The sequence below is a fragment of the Enterobacter cloacae complex sp. 372C4 genome (genome assembly GCF_050030615.1).
GTDB classification, from domain to species: domain Bacteria; phylum Pseudomonadota; class Gammaproteobacteria; order Enterobacterales; family Enterobacteriaceae; genus Enterobacter; species Enterobacter intestinihominis.
Window position 1 is genome coordinate 3,570,389 of the sequence record NZ_JBLGUQ010000001.1, and the last position, 16,459, is coordinate 3,586,847.

At 55.3% G+C, this 16,459-nt stretch carries 16 protein-coding genes and 1 pseudogene; 6 read left to right on the forward strand and 11 right to left on the reverse strand.

Annotated features, from left to right (window positions below):
- Positions 1-9: 9 nt before the first annotated feature.
- A complete protein-coding gene (locus ACQG11_RS17365) occupies positions 10-1,128 on the forward strand; it encodes a PQQ-dependent sugar dehydrogenase (RefSeq protein ID WP_046618555.1) in 1,119 nt (372 codons plus the stop codon).
- Here the strand turns inward: ACQG11_RS17365 and ACQG11_RS17370 are convergent, their stop codons facing one another.
- Positions 1,129-1,755, reverse strand: a complete 627-nt coding sequence (locus tag ACQG11_RS17370; protein ID WP_063138193.1) for a glutathione S-transferase family protein — start codon at positions 1,753-1,755, stop codon at positions 1,129-1,131.
- Between the two features lie 243 nt (positions 1,756-1,998).
- Here ACQG11_RS17370 and dacC point away from each other — a divergent pair, with 243 nt between their 5' ends.
- Positions 1,999-3,204, forward strand: a complete 1,206-nt coding sequence (gene dacC / locus ACQG11_RS17375) for a serine-type D-Ala-D-Ala carboxypeptidase (RefSeq protein ID WP_426728623.1) — start codon at positions 1,999-2,001, stop codon at positions 3,202-3,204.
- A gap of 86 nt (positions 3,205-3,290) precedes the next feature.
- Here the strand turns inward: dacC and deoR are convergent, their stop codons facing one another.
- The 3 genes from deoR to ACQG11_RS17390 form a co-directional block, all read right to left on the reverse strand.
- Entirely contained in the window at positions 3,291-4,049 is a 759-nt protein-coding gene (gene deoR, locus ACQG11_RS17380; protein WP_022647554.1) for a DNA-binding transcriptional repressor DeoR, read from the reverse strand.
- Between the two features lie 67 nt (positions 4,050-4,116).
- A complete protein-coding gene (gene ybjG / locus ACQG11_RS17385) occupies positions 4,117-4,725 on the reverse strand; it encodes an undecaprenyl-diphosphate phosphatase (protein WP_045308522.1) in 609 nt (202 codons plus the stop codon).
- 7 nt (positions 4,726-4,732) lie between these two features.
- Entirely contained in the window at positions 4,733-5,461 is a 729-nt protein-coding gene (locus ACQG11_RS17390) for a phosphatase PAP2 family protein (RefSeq protein ID WP_426728624.1), read from the reverse strand.
- Positions 5,462-5,628: 167 nt separating this feature from the next.
- Here ACQG11_RS17390 and ACQG11_RS17395 point away from each other — a divergent pair, with 167 nt between their 5' ends.
- Positions 5,629-6,861, forward strand: coding sequence for an MFS transporter (locus ACQG11_RS17395; RefSeq protein WP_045621923.1), 1,233 nt, complete (start codon positions 5,629-5,631; stop codon positions 6,859-6,861).
- Between the two features lie 524 nt (positions 6,862-7,385).
- Here ACQG11_RS17395 and ACQG11_RS17400 read toward each other — a convergent pair.
- Both ACQG11_RS17400 and ACQG11_RS17405 read right to left on the reverse strand, forming a co-directional pair.
- On the reverse strand, positions 7,386-8,198 hold the full coding sequence (locus tag ACQG11_RS17400) for a Cof-type HAD-IIB family hydrolase (protein WP_332953862.1): 813 nt from the start codon (positions 8,196-8,198) through the stop codon (positions 7,386-7,388).
- Positions 8,188-9,402: an MFS transporter gene (locus ACQG11_RS17405; RefSeq protein WP_023299676.1), complete on the reverse strand. Its 1,215-nt coding sequence runs from the start codon at positions 9,400-9,402 to the stop codon at positions 8,188-8,190. Before ACQG11_RS17405 ends, ACQG11_RS17400 begins: the two co-directional genes overlap by 11 nt.
- Positions 9,403-9,484: 82 nt before the next feature.
- Here ACQG11_RS17405 and ACQG11_RS17410 point away from each other — a divergent pair, with 82 nt between their 5' ends.
- Positions 9,485-10,036: a TetR/AcrR family transcriptional regulator gene (locus tag ACQG11_RS17410; protein WP_032624580.1), complete on the forward strand. Its 552-nt coding sequence runs from the start codon at positions 9,485-9,487 to the stop codon at positions 10,034-10,036.
- A gap of 27 nt (positions 10,037-10,063) precedes the next feature.
- On the opposite strand, the gene arsC is transcribed toward ACQG11_RS17410, so the two are convergent.
- The 4 genes and pseudogenes from arsC to ACQG11_RS17430 form a co-directional block, all read right to left on the reverse strand.
- Entirely contained in the window at positions 10,064-10,489 is a 426-nt protein-coding gene (gene arsC / locus ACQG11_RS17415) for a glutaredoxin-dependent arsenate reductase (RefSeq protein WP_421767721.1), read from the reverse strand.
- 12 nt (positions 10,490-10,501) lie between these two features.
- Positions 10,502-11,791, reverse strand: coding sequence for an arsenic transporter (locus ACQG11_RS17420; protein WP_023299679.1), 1,290 nt, complete (start codon positions 11,789-11,791; stop codon positions 10,502-10,504).
- 40 nt (positions 11,792-11,831) lie between these two features.
- Entirely contained in the window at positions 11,832-12,152 is a 321-nt protein-coding gene (locus ACQG11_RS17425; protein ID WP_032624576.1) for a metalloregulator ArsR/SmtB family transcription factor, read from the reverse strand.
- A 406-nt stretch (positions 12,153-12,558) separates the two neighbouring features.
- Positions 12,559-12,860: pseudogene (locus tag ACQG11_RS17430) on the reverse strand (tlde1 domain-containing protein); the annotation flags it as partial.
- 197 nt (positions 12,861-13,057) lie between these two features.
- Between ACQG11_RS17430 and ACQG11_RS17435 the strand changes: the two are divergent.
- Positions 13,058-13,702 (forward strand): hypothetical protein, encoded by a 645-nt coding sequence (locus tag ACQG11_RS17435; RefSeq protein WP_046618550.1) that lies wholly within the window; start codon positions 13,058-13,060, stop codon positions 13,700-13,702.
- 421 nt (positions 13,703-14,123) lie between these two features.
- Here the strand turns inward: ACQG11_RS17435 and ACQG11_RS17440 are convergent, their stop codons facing one another.
- Positions 14,124-15,809 (reverse strand): aspartate:alanine antiporter, encoded by a 1,686-nt coding sequence (locus ACQG11_RS17440; RefSeq protein WP_426728625.1) that lies wholly within the window; start codon positions 15,807-15,809, stop codon positions 14,124-14,126.
- 274 nt (positions 15,810-16,083) lie between these two features.
- Here ACQG11_RS17440 and ACQG11_RS17445 point away from each other — a divergent pair, with 274 nt between their 5' ends.
- Positions 16,084-16,458 carry an inner membrane protein YbjM gene (locus ACQG11_RS17445; RefSeq protein ID WP_023299682.1) on the forward strand — a complete coding sequence of 125 codons (375 nt, stop codon included), beginning with the start codon at positions 16,084-16,086 and terminating at the stop codon, positions 16,456-16,458.
- The last annotated feature ends 1 nt before the right edge of the window (position 16,459 follow it).

The following is a 16,459-nucleotide window of genomic DNA, read 5'->3' on the forward strand; positions in this document are numbered from 1 at the left end:
GAGTGCGTTATGCCTCGATCCTCGCTGCTTTTCCTCCCTGTACTGTTATTCCCGCTTTCGCTGCTTGCGGCGCCCGAGACGGTTAAGGTCGACGTGCTACAGACAAAACTGGATCACCCCTGGTCGCTGGCGTTTCTGCCTGATAATAAGGGGCTGCTGATCACGCTAAAAGACGGGCAGCTTAAGCACTGGCAGGCAGGGAAAGGGCTCTCCGATCCGATTGTCGGCGTGCCGAAGGTCTGGGCGAGCGGCCAGGGCGGATTGCTGGACGTGGTGCTGGCCCCGGATTTTGAACAATCACGGCGGATCTGGCTCAGCTTCGCCGAGGCGGGTGATGATGGAAAAGCGGGCACCGCGGTGGGCTACGGGCGGTTGAGCGATGACCTCTCGCGCATTGAGGGCTTCCAGGTGGTGTTCCGACAGATGCCGAAGCTCTCTACTGGCAACCACTTTGGCGGACGGCTGGTGTTCGACGGCAAAGGCCATCTCTTTATTGGCCTGGGTGAAAACAACCAGCGCCCGACGGCGCAGGATCTGGATAAGCTTCAGGGCAAGGTGGTGCGCCTGACGGAGGACGGGAAAGTGCCGCCGGATAACCCGTTTGTGAACACCGCCGGTGCACGGCCTGAAATCTGGTCTTACGGCATTCGCAACCCGCAGGGGATGGCGATGAACCCGTGGAGCGACGCGCTGTGGCTTAATGAACACGGCCCTCGCGGCGGGGATGAGATCAACATTCCTGAAAAAGGCAAAAACTACGGCTGGCCGATGGCGACGCACGGGATCAACTACAGCGGCCTGAAAATCCCGGAAGCGAAAGGCGAGCACGTTGAGGGCACTGAAAAACCGCTGTTTGTCTGGAAAGTGTCGCCCGCCGTCAGCGGCATGGCGTTCTACAACAGCGACGTCTTCCCGCAGTGGAAAAACAAGCTGTTTATCGGCGCGCTGAAGGAGAAAGACGTCATCGTGCTGAGCGTGAAGGGCAATACCGTGACGGAGGACGGGCGCATTCTTGGGGATAAAGATCAGCGAATTCGCGATGTGCGCGTCGGGCCGGATGGTTATCTGTACGTGCTGACCGACGAGACGGACGGGCAGCTTTGGAAAGTCAGCCCGTCCGGGTCGTAATCAGGTCACCGGGATCATCACCACGTTGCGATACGCCGGGCGCTCGCTGAGCTGCTGGATCCAGCGCTCAAGGTGAGGGCGCGGGGTCCAGCTGAGACCCATGTTAGTGAGGTTCCAGACGAAAGGGGCGACGGCGATATCGCCCACGCCGAACGTGTCGCCGGAGAACCAGGTATGCTTCGCCAGTTCGTCGTCCATCATCGCAAACAGCGACTCGCACGCGTCCTGGGCGGCATGAATGGCGGGATAATCACGATCGGCTTCCGGCGTACGGATAAGCCCCATCAGGATCACGCGGTGCGTTGGGGAAAGCGTCTGGTTTGCCCAGTCCATCCATTTTTCGCCCTGCGCGCGCTGGGCTGGATTTTCTACCCACAGCCGACCCTGGCCGTACTGCGCGGCGAGGTATCGCACGATGGTGTTAGACTCCCACAGCGTGGCGTCTGTCTCGTCATCGCGCAGTAGCGGCACCAGTCCGTTTGGGTTCATCGCCAGGTAGTCCGCGTCTTTATTCACGCCAAACTCCAGGCCCGCCATAACCTGCTTAAACGGTAAATCCAGCTCTTCCAGCGTCCAGAGCACTTTTTTCACGTTGGTCGAATTGTTCCTGCCCCACAGCGTAATCATATTTACTCCCGATGAGATGTGAATCCGAGTCAGCTTTTCGCCATGGTGAGATAAACCTAACAATTACGCAACAGATGCTAAAAAAAACACCGCAATCAAAGCGTATCTGAATGTTATTGCATAAACTTTAAAAACTTTACCTGGAACAGGTTTCTTTGAGGGCTGTAGTGCGCTATTACTCATCGCTTCTTGCGACACGGTGATTGTGACGTGATTTTTAGAATGGACACTCGGGTGGCATTTATGACGCAAAAAACTTCCTCTCTGCGCAGCCTGGCGGCAGGCTCGGCGCTGCTTTTCCTTTTTGCCCCAACGCTCCATGCGGCGGAACAGACAGCGCCCGAAGCGCCGCCTGTTGATGCGCGCGCCTGGATCCTGATGGATTACGCCAGCGGGAAAGTGCTGGCGGAAGGTAACGCCGACGAAAAACTCGACCCGGCGAGCCTGACGAAAATTATGACCAGCTATGTGGTCGGCCAGGCGTTGAAAGCGGGCAAGATCAAGCTTAATGACATGGTCACCGTCGGGAAAGATGCCTGGGCGACCGGTAACCCGGCGCTGCGCGGCTCGTCCGTGATGTTCCTGAAGCCTGGCGACCAGGTCTCCGTGTCCGATCTGAATAAAGGGGTCATTATTCAGTCGGGAAATGATGCCTGTATTGCGCTGGCCGATTACGTCGCGGGCAGTCAGGACTCATTTATTGGGCTGATGAATGGCTACGCGAAAAAACTGGGTCTGACCAATACCACTTTTAAAACTGTTCACGGCCTGGATGCGCCGGGTCAGTTCAGTACCGCGCGCGATATGGCGCTGCTGGGCAAAGCGCTGATCCATGACGTGCCGGATGAGTACGCTATCCATCAAGAGAAAGAATTTACCTTCAACAATATCCGCCAGCCTAACCGTAACCGTCTACTGTGGAGTAGTAACGTTAACGTGGACGGCATGAAAACCGGTACAACTGCCGGGGCCGGATACAACCTGGTGGCTTCTGCGACGCAGGGCGATATGCGCCTGATCTCAGTGGTGCTGGGAACGAAAACCGACCGAATTCGTTTTAACGAATCCGAAAAACTGCTGACCTGGGGTTTCCGCTTCTTTGAAACCGTCACGCCGATTAAGCCGGACGCCACCTTCGTCAGCCAGCGTGTCTGGTTTGGTGATAAAAGTGAAGTGAACCTGGGAGCGGGTGAAGCGGGTTCCGTCACCATTCCACGCGGTCAGCTGAAAAACCTGAAAGCCAGCTATACCCTGACCGAGCCACAGCTCACCGCACCGTTGAAAAAAGGTCAGGTGGTCGGGACGATAGATTTCCAGCTTAACGGCAAATCTATTGAGCAGCGTCCGCTGGTGGTAATGGAAGCGGTGGAAGAGGGCGGCTTCTTAAGCCGGATGTGGGACTTTGTGTTAATGAAATTCCACGGCTGGTTTGGCAGCTGGTTCAGCTAAGTTTTTGCCGGGTGGCGGCTTCGCCTTACCCGGCCTACAACGGCTCGAACGTAGGCCGGGTAAGCGCAGCGCCACCCGGCATAACCTCAATACATCAACTTCACCTGCTGCGCTTTCGCGTATGCCACCAGCTCGTCATCCGGGCGGCAATCACTGACGATGGCGTCAAAGCGCGACAGTTCTCCCATCCTTGCCGGACGGACCTTGCCAAATTTACTGTGATCAACCACCAGCACATGCTGCTGCGCGGCGTTGAGCGCCCACTGTTTCACCGGTAACTCTTCAAGATTAAAACAGGTTGCCCCCTGTTTCACATTCACGCCCGCCGCAGAGTAAAAGGCGATATCAGGGCATACATTGCTCAGCGTGTCCTGAATATTCAGCGGCTTGAAGATGGCGTTGCTGGCATGAAACTCGCCGCCACACAAAATCACCCGGCATGCTGGTTTCTCCTGCAAAGCCAGGAAGGTATTTAGCGAATAACAGACGGCGGTAAAGGGAACGGTGCTGTCGATGGCCTCGATGATCCACGGGGTTGTCGTACCGCAGTCAAAAAACAGCGTTTGATGCGGCTGCACCAGCGAGGCGGCGAGCCGCGCGGCTTTGCGCTTCTCTTCCACCAGGCGTGTTTTTTGATCGCTTAACAGATAATGGCTGGCGCTACGCGGCTCCAGAACAATATACCCGCCAAGCAGCACAACGGGGGCGCTGTCGCTGTTCAGATCGCGACGAATGGTCATTTCAGACACGCCAAGCAGGGAAGCGGCTTCCTTAAGATGCAGCTTATCGCTGCGCTTCAGCGCCTGAAGCAGCTGAGCAATGCGGTCATCGCGACGTGTTTCCATAGATCCTCGGGCTAAAAAAGTGAGCCCCCGCAGGGCGGGGGCTCAAGTGTAACCTGACGGACCGGGGTTAGTCACGTATCCAGCCTTTGCGGATCGGAAGGGCAAACAGAACGCGATAGGCCTGTGATAATGCACGATAAAGCGCCGGGCCAAAGAGGCTCCACAGGATGGCTGCGCTGACGCAGCCCATCAGCCCCACCAGGAAACCGCCGACCATATCCAGCGGCCAGTGCACCCCCAGGTAGACGCGGGACCAGGCGATGGCGACTGCCACGCCCATCAGCACTACGCCGGACCACAGGCGATGCCAGAACAGGAAGGCCAGCGCAAAGGTGAAGATCACCGTGCCGTGATCGCTCGGGAACGAGTCATCCGGCGCATGGTGCAGGAAGTTGTAGCCGACGCGATCGACAAACGGACGATCGTGCGGGAAGGCGTGACCCAGCACGTAGCTTGCCAGCACGCTCACGCCAATTGCCATCGCCATTTTGATCACCAGATGGCGCTGGGCGGTGACCTGTGTACGAGGTCCCCATAACCAGAGGATCACCGCCAGCGCCGGTACAATGCTAATCAGATCTTTCGCAATGAAGGTGGCGAGATCGATCATCCATTCCGGTGACGACGGTGTGGCGTTGAGCAGGTAAAACAGTTCGTAGTTCAGATTTTCTAACATAATCTCGTTACTCTTTAGCAAACCGGGCGGAAACCAGCCCGTAAACTAGCACCTGGGAAAACCAGACCCACCACCCGGCCCACAGGTTGTGAGAGAAAAAATGCGCGCCGCGCATGACCTGCCCGAAGCCCATCACCAGCCCCATAACAACGCCTGACGCGACAAAGGACCATGCCAGGCGCGGACGTTCACGCCAGAAGACAAAAAACAGCCCCATCACCATAAACCCGCTGGAGGCGTGGCCGCCGGGAAAGCAGCGTCCCGGTCCGCTGTCTGCCGGAACGGCGCTGAACAGGGGATACGAAACGGACCTGCCGCCATATTCCACCAGATCCCACGGACAGCTGTGGTGGCTTATGCTTTTCAGCACCCCTACTACCAGCGCACCCAGCCCCATCAGAATCGCGGCCGTTACCAGTCGGGCATTGCGTTTGTAAGCGCCGTAAATCAGCGATGCGGCAGCGATAACAATGGTCACATATTTCGCCAGCCGATGGTTCAGCAGATCCAGCAACGGGTTTTGCTGTAGCGGAAAATGATGCGCCGCTGCGTCATACCAGAAACCGGTTATCCATCGGTCAAGCGATTCATCGCGCGAAAGCCAGGTAAAAAGCACCGCAAGGGCAATAAGCACGAAAAGTTGATAACCATAAAAGCGGGGAGGCAAACGGTAAAGACGTTTTGTCTTATTTGTCGGTAACTTAGATAATTCTGAAGGGCTGACGGCGTGTGTCATAGTTTCGGTCAATAACGTGAAATAGCACTATCATAGGGAGGGCAACTTAAGGAAACCTTAAACAACAACGATAAGTGCGTTATTTCTGTTTTTCCACGTTAATTTGCTATCTCAGACAGCGGCAATTCATTACACTCATCGCGATTTTTTCATACTAAAGAGATTGCATGATAAACCGTTCTTCTTCCGGTAATCGTCTGGGTCGTCAGGCGTTACTTTTTCCTCTGTGTCTGGTGCTTTACGAATTCTCTACCTACATCGGCAACGACATGATCCAGCCCGGCATGCTGGCTGTGGTTGAGCAGTACAACGCAGGTATTGAGTGGGTGCCGACATCCATGACCGCCTATCTGGCGGGCGGCATGTTTTTACAGTGGCTGTTAGGGCCGCTGTCGGATCGTATTGGCCGCCGTCCGGTGATGCTGACGGGCGTAGTGTGGTTTATCGTCACCTGTCTCGCCACGCTGCTGGCGCAGAGTATTGAGCAGTTCACGCTGCTGCGTTTCCTTCAGGGCGTGAGCCTGTGCTTTATTGGCGCCGTGGGCTATGCCGCTATTCAGGAGTCGTTTGAGGAGGCGGTGTGTATCAAAATTACCGCGCTGATGGCAAACGTGGCGCTGATTGCACCGCTTCTTGGGCCGCTGGTGGGAGCCGCATGGGTTCACGTCGCGCCGTGGGAGGGGATGTTCGTCCTCTTTGCCGCGCTTGCGGCTATCTCTTTCTTTGGCCTGCACCGTGCGATGCCGGAAACCGCCACCCGCCTGGGCGAAAAGCTCTCGCTTAAAGAGCTGGGGCGGGATTATAAGGCGGTGCTGAAAAATGGCCGTTTTGTCGCGGGCGCATTGGCGACGGGCTTTGTCAGCCTGCCGCTGCTGGCGTGGATTGCCCAGTCGCCGGTCATTATCATCAGCGGCGAACAGCTTAGCAGCTATGAGTATGGCCTGTTACAGGTGCCGATTTTTGGCGCGCTGATTATCGGTAACCTGGTGCTGGCGCGTCTGACGTCGCGCCGTACCGTGCGTTCGCTGATTATTTTGGGCGGCTGGCCCATAGCGGCAGGGCTGATTATCGCGGCGGTGGCGACCGTAGCCTCGTCTCATGCGTATCTGTGGATGACGGCGGGGCTGAGTGTTTACGCGTTTGGTATCGGCGTGGCGAATGCTGGCCTGGTGCGCCTGACACTGTTCGCCAGTGAAATGAGTAAAGGCACGGTGTCTGCCGCGATGGGGATGCTGCAAATGCTGATTTTCACCGTCGGTATTGAGGTGAGCAAACATGCCTATGCTTTCGGCGGTAACGGGCTGTTCAGCCTGTTCAACCTCGCAAACGGTGTGCTGTGGGTAGGGCTGATGGTGGTGTTCCTGAAGGACAAACGCGTCGGAAATGCCCTGCAACCGTAATCCTTATTCCCTCTCCCCCCTGGGCGAGCTCGGGACAGTTCCCTCTCCCTGTGGGCTGAGGGATCCCCAGTAATTTGAAAGCAAAAGCGATAACGTTGCCTCAGAATAACTGAGGGCTTTCAGCGATGCCTCGGTCCGGCTGTAAATCGCTGAGGCGTTTCCTGTAGGCCGGGGTGAGGCGCAGGGATGCGCCGAGAGGGCGGGCTTTACAGGGATGTTACCTCCGCCCGTCCCCGATAAGCCGGAAGGAATAAGCCGAAGGCACCGCGAAGCGGCGATTTTCCGCCGGAAGCCCGGGTCGCCAGGGTGGTGGCGACTGAGCCACCCTGGCACGTTCACCGGTCATGTCGTGACAGAGTAGCAAGGAACATAAAGTGAACGGAATGACCACCAGAGCCGTATGTTCCCCCTCACCCCAGCCCTCTCCCTCAAGGGAGAGGGGGCCATCTGTGCAGGCATTATTTTGTGGGGAACCCTCAGCCCTGTGGGAGAGGGTTAGGGTGAAGGCACCAGACCGCACGGAATCAATTAAACGGCGCCTTCCCCTCCAGCACCATATCAATCACGTCCAGCACCCCTTCGTCATTATTGTTCGGCGCTTCATAGCGGGCCACAGCCTTTATATGCGGTCTGGCGTTGGCCATCGCGAAGCCAAACCCAGCCTGGCGCAGCATCTCCACGTCGTTACCGCTGTCGCCAAAGGCCACCACTTCATTGTCCTCAATGCCCCAGCGCGCTTGCAGGATCCGCAGGCCGTTAGCTTTGTGCACGCCAGGGATTATCAGGTCGATACTGCCGTGACCCGTGGTCACCGGCACCATGATGTCGCCAAGCTTCTCATGCAGCAGCGCCTGAATGCGCGGTATTTCGTCGTCAGAGACGTTAAGCCCGAACTTGAAGAAAATATCGTTGAGATTGTCAAAGCTGCTGACGCTTTCAAGGCGGTGATAGTATTTCGCCGCAATCTCTTTGAAGAGGTCGTTATACGTTTTCAGCGTGTAGGCGCTGTTTTTTCCGCAGGCAATTATCTCAATGCCGGGCACGTCGTTTAACAGGGTGGCGACGGTCAGAAAATGCTCTTTCGACAGTTCGCCGTTAAACACGTCTTCGCCCGCATCCACCACCCAGCCGCCGTTTTCGGCGACGAAGGCGATTTCATGGGCGATCTCGGGGAAAAATGAGATCAACTGGTAGTACTGGTTTCCGCTGGCGACCACAAAACGGATGCCTTGCGCTTTCATGCGCGCGTACTGCGCCAGAAAACGCGCGCGATTATAGGTTTTCGCATCGCTCAGGAAGGAGCCATCCATGTCGACTGCAATCAGTTTAACGCTCATATCCCTTCTCCATTGTCGTTTGTTCTGCTTCCGGTTTTGCCACCGCACGCGCCACCAGGGCGGCAATAATCACCAACCCTAACACCACCAGCATGGCGCTGCGCAACCCGTAGTGCTCACCGAGGAATCCAAGCAACGGTGGCCCCACCAGGAAGGCAAGGTAGCCCGTGGTCGCCACAACGCTCACGCGCGTCGGCGCATCGGGACCGGTATCGCTGGCAGCGGAAATGGTCAGCGGGAAGCCAAGGGAGGCGCCCAGCCCCCACAGGATCACCGACACACCGGCAATCCAGTCCACATCCACAAAGATGATCATCGCGATGCCCAGCCCACCCAGCAGGGCGCTGGCACGGACGACCGCCACGCGGCTGTAACGGTCGATAAACCAGCCGCCGGTAAAGCGTCCGACGGTCATGCCGAGCGTAAATCCAGCGTAGATCAGCGAGCCGGAGGTGGGGCTAAATCCGTGCCCGTCCACCATCAGCAACGGTAGCCAGTCGTTGGCGGAGCCTTCAGCAAATGCCATCGCCAGCACCACCACGCCAATCAGCATTAGCTGGAAATCACGATAGAAGGGCAACCCTTTTGCCGCAGACTTCTGTTCGTCCGAGGCGTGTTGTCCTGTGCCTGCGGGAATAGCCCTGATGCCGGTGAGGATCGGGATAATACAGACCAGCGCCGCCAGCAAAATGTGCACATTGGCCGCAATGCCCAGCGCCGTCAGCGCCATCCCCACGCCCGCGCCCGCCAGCGTGCCGAGACTGTAAAAGCCATGCATCATGGGCAGCACCGTTTTGTTCATTGCCTGTTCGACGGCGGCCCCCTCAACGTTAATGGCCACTTCAGCCGCACCAAAGCTGCCGCCAAATACCATCAGCCCAAGGGCAAACATCAGCGGCGAGGCGAACCACAGCGCCACGCTCAAAGCGAACATTCCCACCACGGCGCAGCACATGGTGGTACGGATCACCGCGCGCGTGCCAAAGCGCTTCACCAGCCAGGCCGAGCAGAGGATGCCGCTCATCGAGCCAATCGACAGGCCAAACAGCACGATCCCCATCTCCGCCGTCGAGACGGATAGCGTATCGCGGATTGCCGGGGTGCGCGTTGCCCAGGAAGCCATCAGCAGCCCGGGGATGAAGAAGAACATAAACAGCGCCCACATGCGCAGATGCAGGGCTTTGCGAGGAGAAGTTAGCGTCATTGGGATCAGCACCAGAAGTACAACAATAGCGACAACACTAGCAACTTTGTGTACATTTGTACATAAACCGGATGAGGATTTTATGAGCAGACCACCAAACGACCCTAACCGCCGCGAGAAGATACTCCAGGCGACGCTGGACACCATTGCTGAGCACGGTATTCATGCCGTCACGCACCGCAAAATTGCCACCTGCGCAGGCGTACCGCTGGGGTCGATGACCTACTATTTCGACGGGATGGAGTCGCTTCTGGAGGAGGCGTTCACGTGGTTTACGCAGCAGATGTCTCAGCAGTACCGGGATTTCTTCGCGGGGGTGACCGGGCGTGAGAGGGCGTGCGAGGCCATTACCACGCTGATCCACAGTTCAGCCGTGACCACGCCACACAATATGGCGCTGATGTATCAGCTGTACGCTTTTATGCACCGCAGCGCCGCGCTGAAAACGGTGATGCAGGACTGGATGAAGATGAGCCAGACTACGCTTGAGCAGTGGTTTGATCCGGCCACCGCCCGTGCGCTGGATGCGTTTATCGAGGGGATGACGCTGCATTTTGTAACCGACCGGTCGCCGTTAACCCGGGAGGAGATCCGGGCGATAGTGGGACGGATTGCAGGCGAGGATACCGTCTGATAGCGCTCGCCCCGGCCACGCCTGATGTCAGGAGATTTTTTTCCCGCTGGCGTCAACGACGATTTCGCCATCTTCCTTTGTAAATGCCCCTTTTTGCGCGTCCGGAAGGATGTCGAGAACGACTTCAGAAGGGCGGCACAGACGTGTACCCAGCGGCGTCACCACAATCGGACGGTTAATCAGAATGGGGTACAGCAGCATGAAATCGATAAGCTGGTCATCGGTGAAATTTCCCCCGGCAAGGCCCAGTTGCTCATAAGGCTCGACGTTTTTGCGCAGCAGATCGCACACGGGAATCCCCATGTCTGCAATCAGCCTGGTCAGTTCATCACGCGACGGTGGGTTCTCAAGATAGAGAATAATTTCGGGTTCCGTACCGCTGTTGCGGATCATCTCCAGCGTATTGCGCGACGTGCCGCAGGCCGGGTTGTGGTAGATAGTGATGTTGCTCATATCCGTTACTCATTACAGTGTGAAGGAGAGACGTAGCGCCAGCGCGGCGAGCGTCACAAACAGAACCGGCAGCGTCATTATGATGCCCGTCCTGAAATAGTAGCCCCAGGTAATGGTCATGTTTTTCTGTGCCAGCACATGAAGCCATAGCAGGGTGGCCAGGCTACCGATGGGGGTGATTTTCGGCCCCAGATCGCAGCCAATCACGTTAGCGTAAATCATCGCCTCCTTAATCAAGCCTGTTGCCGCACTACCCTCAATGGAGAGCGCGCCGATCAATACCGTTGGCATATTGTTCATTATGGATGACAGAAAGGCGGTGATAAATCCGGTTCCCAGCGTAGTGGCCCAGAGTCCGTGTCCGGCTAAGCGATCAAGAACGCCTGAAAGAGACTCCGTCAGCCCGGCATTACGCAGGCCATACACCACCAGATACATCCCCAGCGAAAAGATAACGATCTGCCAGGGTGCGCCGCGCAGCACTTTCCCGGTGTTAATGGCGTGCCCGCGTTTCGCAACGGCAAATAAAATCAGCGCGCCAGTTGTTGCGATAGCGCTGACCGGGATACCCAGAGGTTCAAGCACAAAGAAACCGACGAGCAGTAGCAGCAGCACGATCCAGCCCGTTCTGAATGTCGGCAGGTCATGAATGGCCCGTGCGGGCTCGCGGAGTTTTGCCAGGTCATATTCCGGCGGTATTTCCTTGCGGAAGAACAGATGCAGCATCACCAGCGTCGCGGCAATTGCGGCGATATCAACCGGGATCATCACCGAGGCGTATTCGCTAAAGCCCAGCTTAAAGAAGTCCGCTGAGACGATGTTGACCAGGTTGGAGACAATCAGCGGCAGGCTGGCGGTATCGGCGATAAATCCCGCCGCCATCACGAACGCCAGCGTGGCCTGCTTGCTGAATCCCAGCGCCAGCAGCATGGCGATAACGATAGGCGTCAGGATCAATGCCGCACCGTCATTGGCGAACAGCGCCGCCACGGCCGCACCCAGCAGCACGATCCAGGTAAACAGCAACCGCCCGCGACCGTTTCCCCAGCGAGCAACGTGCAGCGCCGCCCACTCGAAAAAACCGGACTCATCCAGCAGCAAACTGATAACGATTACCGCGATAAACGTGGCCGTCGCATTCCAGACGATGTTCCAGACCACCGGAATATCGTTAACGTGGATCACACCGCTCGCCAGCGCCAGCGCGGCGCCAATGGTGGCACTCCAGCCGATACTGAGCCCTTTGGGCTGCCAGATAACCAGTACCAGCGTAAACAGAAAAATAGCCCCTGCCAGAAACATCTTTTACTCCCTTATATCTGTTTTTGTGAATGTGTTGTGGTCAGCACGAGCCCGGGAGGCGGTTTTTCAGCTTCATACGTGTCTCTTCTCGCAGGCAGTTCCAGCTGGTGTCGATAACGGTTGCCGCCCATGCAGGCATGTTGGGAGAGAGACGGTAGTAGATCCACTTACCCTCGCGACGGTCGATGGCCAGCCCGGCCTCGCGCAGTAAGGCCATGTGGCGGGAGACTTTCGGCTGCGGCTCGTTGGTAGCGGAGCAGAGATCGCAGACGCACAGCTCGCCCGCTTCACGCAGAAGCATGAGGATGGAGAGGCGCGTTTCGTCGGAGAGGGTTTTGAAGAGCTGAACGGGGTGAAGCATCTGGCGATCCTGCGTGGTTTTTGTCATATACATTAAATCATATATGTTTGTGGCGAGTGAGGGAAGGGCAATAAGGACAAATAAATGCCCTTAGAGAAGTACCACTACGTTGAGCCGTCGTCTTTGAGCCACAGACAGGGCGGGATTAGAAGATTAATGATTCCTGGTTTTGTTGAATATCTTCAATGTTATGAGACAGACGATCGTTGCAGATGTTAACAGAATCAAAATATCAATATTTGTATATGTTTCGTACATTGTCTCCGCATTAATATCACCATAGATGAAGCCGCAAATAGCAGTTGCAACGTCGTGGTTAATATAAGCTGTTGAAGGACCCAGCATACGTCCTGCCAGGAAGCTAATTAACACAAACCAGACGGCCTTAAGTAGTCTTGAGCCCCATTTACAGGCAAGGGTAGTGATATCCACCGTCAATAACCTCAATACAGCCGCGAGCCATATGTGAACGCATACATGGAACCTGAATAAGCTCTGTGTTCATAAGAGCGTTACGGATTAATGCTAATCGGAGTTATGGGCGATTGATATACACCCTTCTGACACTGTACCGGGATGGAGTCTGAACAGCCCGCGATAGACGTGATCAATCCATGTTCCATCGTCGATTCCCCAGTCATCCTTATATAAAGCAAACCACTCATCACGGCCAAATTCCGCACCGGATCTTATTTTGTTCCATTGGTTAAGATAAAAAATAATTTTATGTGAGATTTGGAGGATCGTTTGGGTTTCTTGTTTTAACGGCGCAACCGGGCGACAGGGCAGAGCTGGCACGGTACAAGGGGAATTTAAGGATTTCTGGGAAACTGAAAAATTACGTCTGGAAGCGCCCGTGAGCTTTGGTTATTCTTTGTTCGGGTTCAGAACAATACGTATGAGATATGGATATTAAACAGGTTGCATTAGGGATTCTCGATGGGATCTCCTCCATACCGAACACAGCTTACATGGGCGTTGTAAGAAGCTGGGAGGGAAGCGGGCTTGCCGGGGATAGCGCTAAACAAAGAAACCAGGCTGAGACGGAGCGTTTTTTCTATATGCTCAAGAGCCTGGGTAATGCTGAGTCACCATTACGCAGACTGATAACTATCGTTTTCACGTCGTTCTATCAGAAACTCAATGATGATGGTAAAGAGGCCGTAAACAATAAATTGGGTTACGGAGCCGGGAGCGTTGGTGGGCGAGCAGCAGGGCAAATAGCTTTGGCACAGACAACCGCAAGTCTGATGTTGAATCGTCTGGCGATTGATCAGGCGTACAAGCATTTTATTCGGTTCAGCGCTTCAGCAGCGTTAAACGTCGTGATGTTTCAGGGAATCATTGAAGAATCAGCCAGAGCGTCAAGACGGATGAAAGCCAAATATCCCTCTACATACGCCAGGGTGTCAAAAGAGAGTCTGGATATGGTCTACTTTCTCGTTGAACAGCAGTTAGAGCCTTACCTGGTGTTCATTGAAGGACACCCTATTGATTGCAAAGGAATACAGAATGAAATTTGTAAAATCGTTAATGTCCCACGCAATTGAGGGAACTATCACCTTTCTGGCTGTGCTTTTTGCTATGGGGTCATTCTTCTGGTTTGAAAGTACATGGATGAAATTCACCGGGTGTTTTGGGGCGTTGATAGTTGGCTATGTGCTTTCATACGGAGCCGCAAAAATTAGAGGCGGGTGAGCTTTATCGCTCGATTTTGTCGAATCAAACCTGACATACAAAAAATCCGTCGCATAATGTCGCCAATAACCCGAAACTATGCAATTGATTGAATTTAAAAGCTATTTTTTAGGGAAACAAAAAACCCATCAACCTTGAACCAAAACGGCGGGGTTGATGGGCTCCACAAATTGGGGACATCAAAGAAAAGCAGTGGCACTAATTATGACTGCACCCTGCGTAAAAAGTTCTGCGCGTAACGAAAATTTTTTGCGCCACACGCAAACTTGAGATTTATCCGAGTCCTGGCCAGATAATGATGATCAGCGTACCCGCCAGCGTCAGCAGCACGTTGGCGATTGCGTACGTGCCTGCATAGCCCAGCGCCGGGATATTGCTGCGCGCGGTGTCGCTGATGATCTCCATCGCCGGTGCGCAGGTGCGCGCGCCCATCATCGCGCCGAAGAGCAGGGCGCGGTTCATGCGCAGCACGTAAGCGCCGAACAGGAAACAGATCACCACCGGTACCAGGCTGACGATAAGTCCGGAAACCAACATTTGCCAGCCGACCGCACTCAGGCCATTGCCAATGCCGCTCCCGGCGCTTAAGCCGACACCCGCCATAAAGACCATCAGACCGAACTCTTTCACCATGTTCAGCGCTCCCTGAGGGATGTAGCCGAAGGTGGGATGGTTCGCTCGCAGGAAGCCCAGCATGATCCCGGCGAACAGCAGACCGGCAGCGTTACCGATGCCGAAGCTAAAGTTACTGAACTGGAAGGTGATCATTCCGATCATCAGGCCAACAATGAAGAAGGCGCAGAAGGCTAACAGGTCCGTCACCTGACTGTGAATCGAGATAAAGCCGATACGGTCGGCAACGGTTTTAACACGTCGGGCATCGCCGCTGACCTGCAACACATCGCCTTTATTAAGCACCACGTTATCGTCTATAGGCATTTCAATCTGGCTGCGGATCACGCGGTTGAGGAAACAGCCGTGGTCGGTCAGCTTCAACTGCGCCAGACGGCGGCCCACGGCGTTGTGGTTCTTCACCACAATCTCTTCGGTGACGATACGCATGTCCAGCAGGTCGCGGTCAAACACCTCTTTCCCGTTGCGGAAGCTCGGATCGAGACGCGCGTGGGCGTCCGGGTAGCCAACAAGGGCGATGTCATCGCCCATCTGGAGCACCGCGTCACCGTCCGGGTTTGCCAGAATGCCGTTACGACGGATACGTTCGATGTAGCAGCCGGTCTGACGGTAGATCCCCAGCTCGCGCAGGTTTTTCCCGTCGGTCCAGGCAACCAGCTCTGGCCCGACGCGGTAGGCGCGGATCACCGGCAGGTATACTTTACGTTTGGAGTCCGTATCCAGACCACGCTCTCGGGCAATGGTCTGGGCGCTGGTCTGGAGATCCTGGTGCTGAAGTTTTGGCAGATAGCGCGCGCCCACAATCAGGCTCACCAGACCAATCAGATAGGTCAGGGCATAGCCCAGGCTCAGGTTATCCAGTGCGGCGGAAAGCTGCGTGCCTGCCATGCCAGAATGACGAAGCGTATCCCCCGCGCCAACAAGCACCGGCGTGGAGGTCATCGAGCCTGCCAGCATACCGGCCGTTAAGCCGATGTCCCAGCCAAACAGTTTGCCCAGCCCTAACGCAATCAGCAGGGCGCTGCCGACCATCACCAGCGCCAGCATCAGATAATTTTTGCCGTCTCGGAAGAAAATGGAAAAAAAGTTCGGACCGGCTTCCACGCCAACGCAGAAAATAAACAGCATGAAACCTAAGTTAAGCGCGTCCGTGTTAATACTGAAATGTTGCTGACCTAATAACAGGGAGACGACTAAAACGCCAATGGAATTACCAAGTTGAACTGAACCCAGGCGCAATTTACCCAGACAAAGGCCCAGTGCCAGTACCACAAATAATAACAGGATGTAATTCCCATTTAACAAGTCTGCGACGTTTATATTCACGGAGGCTAACTTCTTGTTTACCAGTAAGTTGTTGAATGAAAGGACTATTTGGGCTACTGTTTTCAGAGTCAGGGAATCACTTTGCACCTCCCTGCTTCCTGATAAATACCCTAAACACTAGCAGGCGGTTAGTTTAATCGTAATAGCTACCGACAGCCACCTATTATCGCACGACTTGTGTGCGTGCTTTGGCAAGGATTGCCGCAATGCTTTATCTGACTGGGCGTCCACCGGACGATTTTTGTATTTGATAGAGATAAGTCAGGAGGATAGTTTGAACTTTAAACGAAACTGGGTTGGCGTAATCAGCTGCTTTTTGCTGTTTACGGTCGTTTGCATGTCGCTTGCTTTTAATGTGAAGGGCGCCTTCAGAGCGTCCGGTCATCCCGAGCTGGGCCTGTTGTTCTTCATCCTGCCGGGGGTAGTGGCCAGTTTTCTCTCGCGCAAAGGCGAGGTGGTAATGCCGCTGCTGGGGGCCATCCTTGCGGCGCCCCTCTGCCTGCTTCTGATGCGCGTGCTGTTTCTCTCGTCGAGAAGCGTCTGGCAGGAAGTGGCGTGGCTACTAAGTGGCGTTTTCTGGTGTGCGCTGGGGGCGCTCTGTTTCTTATTTATGCGCAGCCTGCTGCAACAGCGGAAGCACCATAAATAAA

What these genes read in the sequence shown, in the direction of transcription:
- ACQG11_RS17370 (WP_063138193.1), bottom strand. Translation starts at nt 1,755, where the DNA reads ATGATTACGCTGTGGGGCAGGAACAATTCGACCAACGTGAAAAAAGTG.
- arsC (WP_421767721.1), bottom strand. Translation starts at nt 10,489, where the DNA reads ATGAGCAACATCACTATCTACCACAACCCGGCCTGCGGCACGTCGCGC.
- deoR (WP_022647554.1), bottom strand. Translation starts at nt 4,049, where the DNA reads ATGGAAACACGTCGCGATGACCGCATTGCTCAGCTGCTTCAGGCGCTG.
- ACQG11_RS17405 (WP_023299676.1), bottom strand. Translation starts at nt 9,402, where the DNA reads ATGACGCTAACTTCTCCTCGCAAAGCCCTGCATCTGCGCATGTGGGCG.
- ACQG11_RS17420 (WP_023299679.1), bottom strand. Translation starts at nt 11,791, where the DNA reads ATGTTTCTGGCAGGGGCTATTTTTCTGTTTACGCTGGTACTGGTTATC.
- ACQG11_RS17365 (WP_046618555.1), top strand. Translation starts at nt 10, where the DNA reads ATGCCTCGATCCTCGCTGCTTTTCCTCCCTGTACTGTTATTCCCGCTT.
- ACQG11_RS17410 (WP_032624580.1), top strand. Translation starts at nt 9,485, where the DNA reads ATGAGCAGACCACCAAACGACCCTAACCGCCGCGAGAAGATACTCCAG.
- dacC (WP_426728623.1), top strand. Translation starts at nt 1,999, where the DNA reads ATGACGCAAAAAACTTCCTCTCTGCGCAGCCTGGCGGCAGGCTCGGCG.
- ACQG11_RS17425 (WP_032624576.1), bottom strand. Translation starts at nt 12,152, where the DNA reads ATGCTTCACCCCGTTCAGCTCTTCAAAACCCTCTCCGACGAAACGCGC.
- ACQG11_RS17390 (WP_426728624.1), bottom strand. Translation starts at nt 5,461, where the DNA reads ATGACACACGCCGTCAGCCCTTCAGAATTATCTAAGTTACCGACAAAT.
- ybjG (WP_045308522.1), bottom strand. Translation starts at nt 4,725, where the DNA reads ATGTTAGAAAATCTGAACTACGAACTGTTTTACCTGCTCAACGCCACA.
- ACQG11_RS17435 (WP_046618550.1), top strand. Translation starts at nt 13,058, where the DNA reads ATGGATATTAAACAGGTTGCATTAGGGATTCTCGATGGGATCTCCTCC.
- ACQG11_RS17400 (WP_332953862.1), bottom strand. Translation starts at nt 8,198, where the DNA reads ATGAGCGTTAAACTGATTGCAGTCGACATGGATGGCTCCTTCCTGAGC.
- ACQG11_RS17395 (WP_045621923.1), top strand. Translation starts at nt 5,629, where the DNA reads ATGATAAACCGTTCTTCTTCCGGTAATCGTCTGGGTCGTCAGGCGTTA.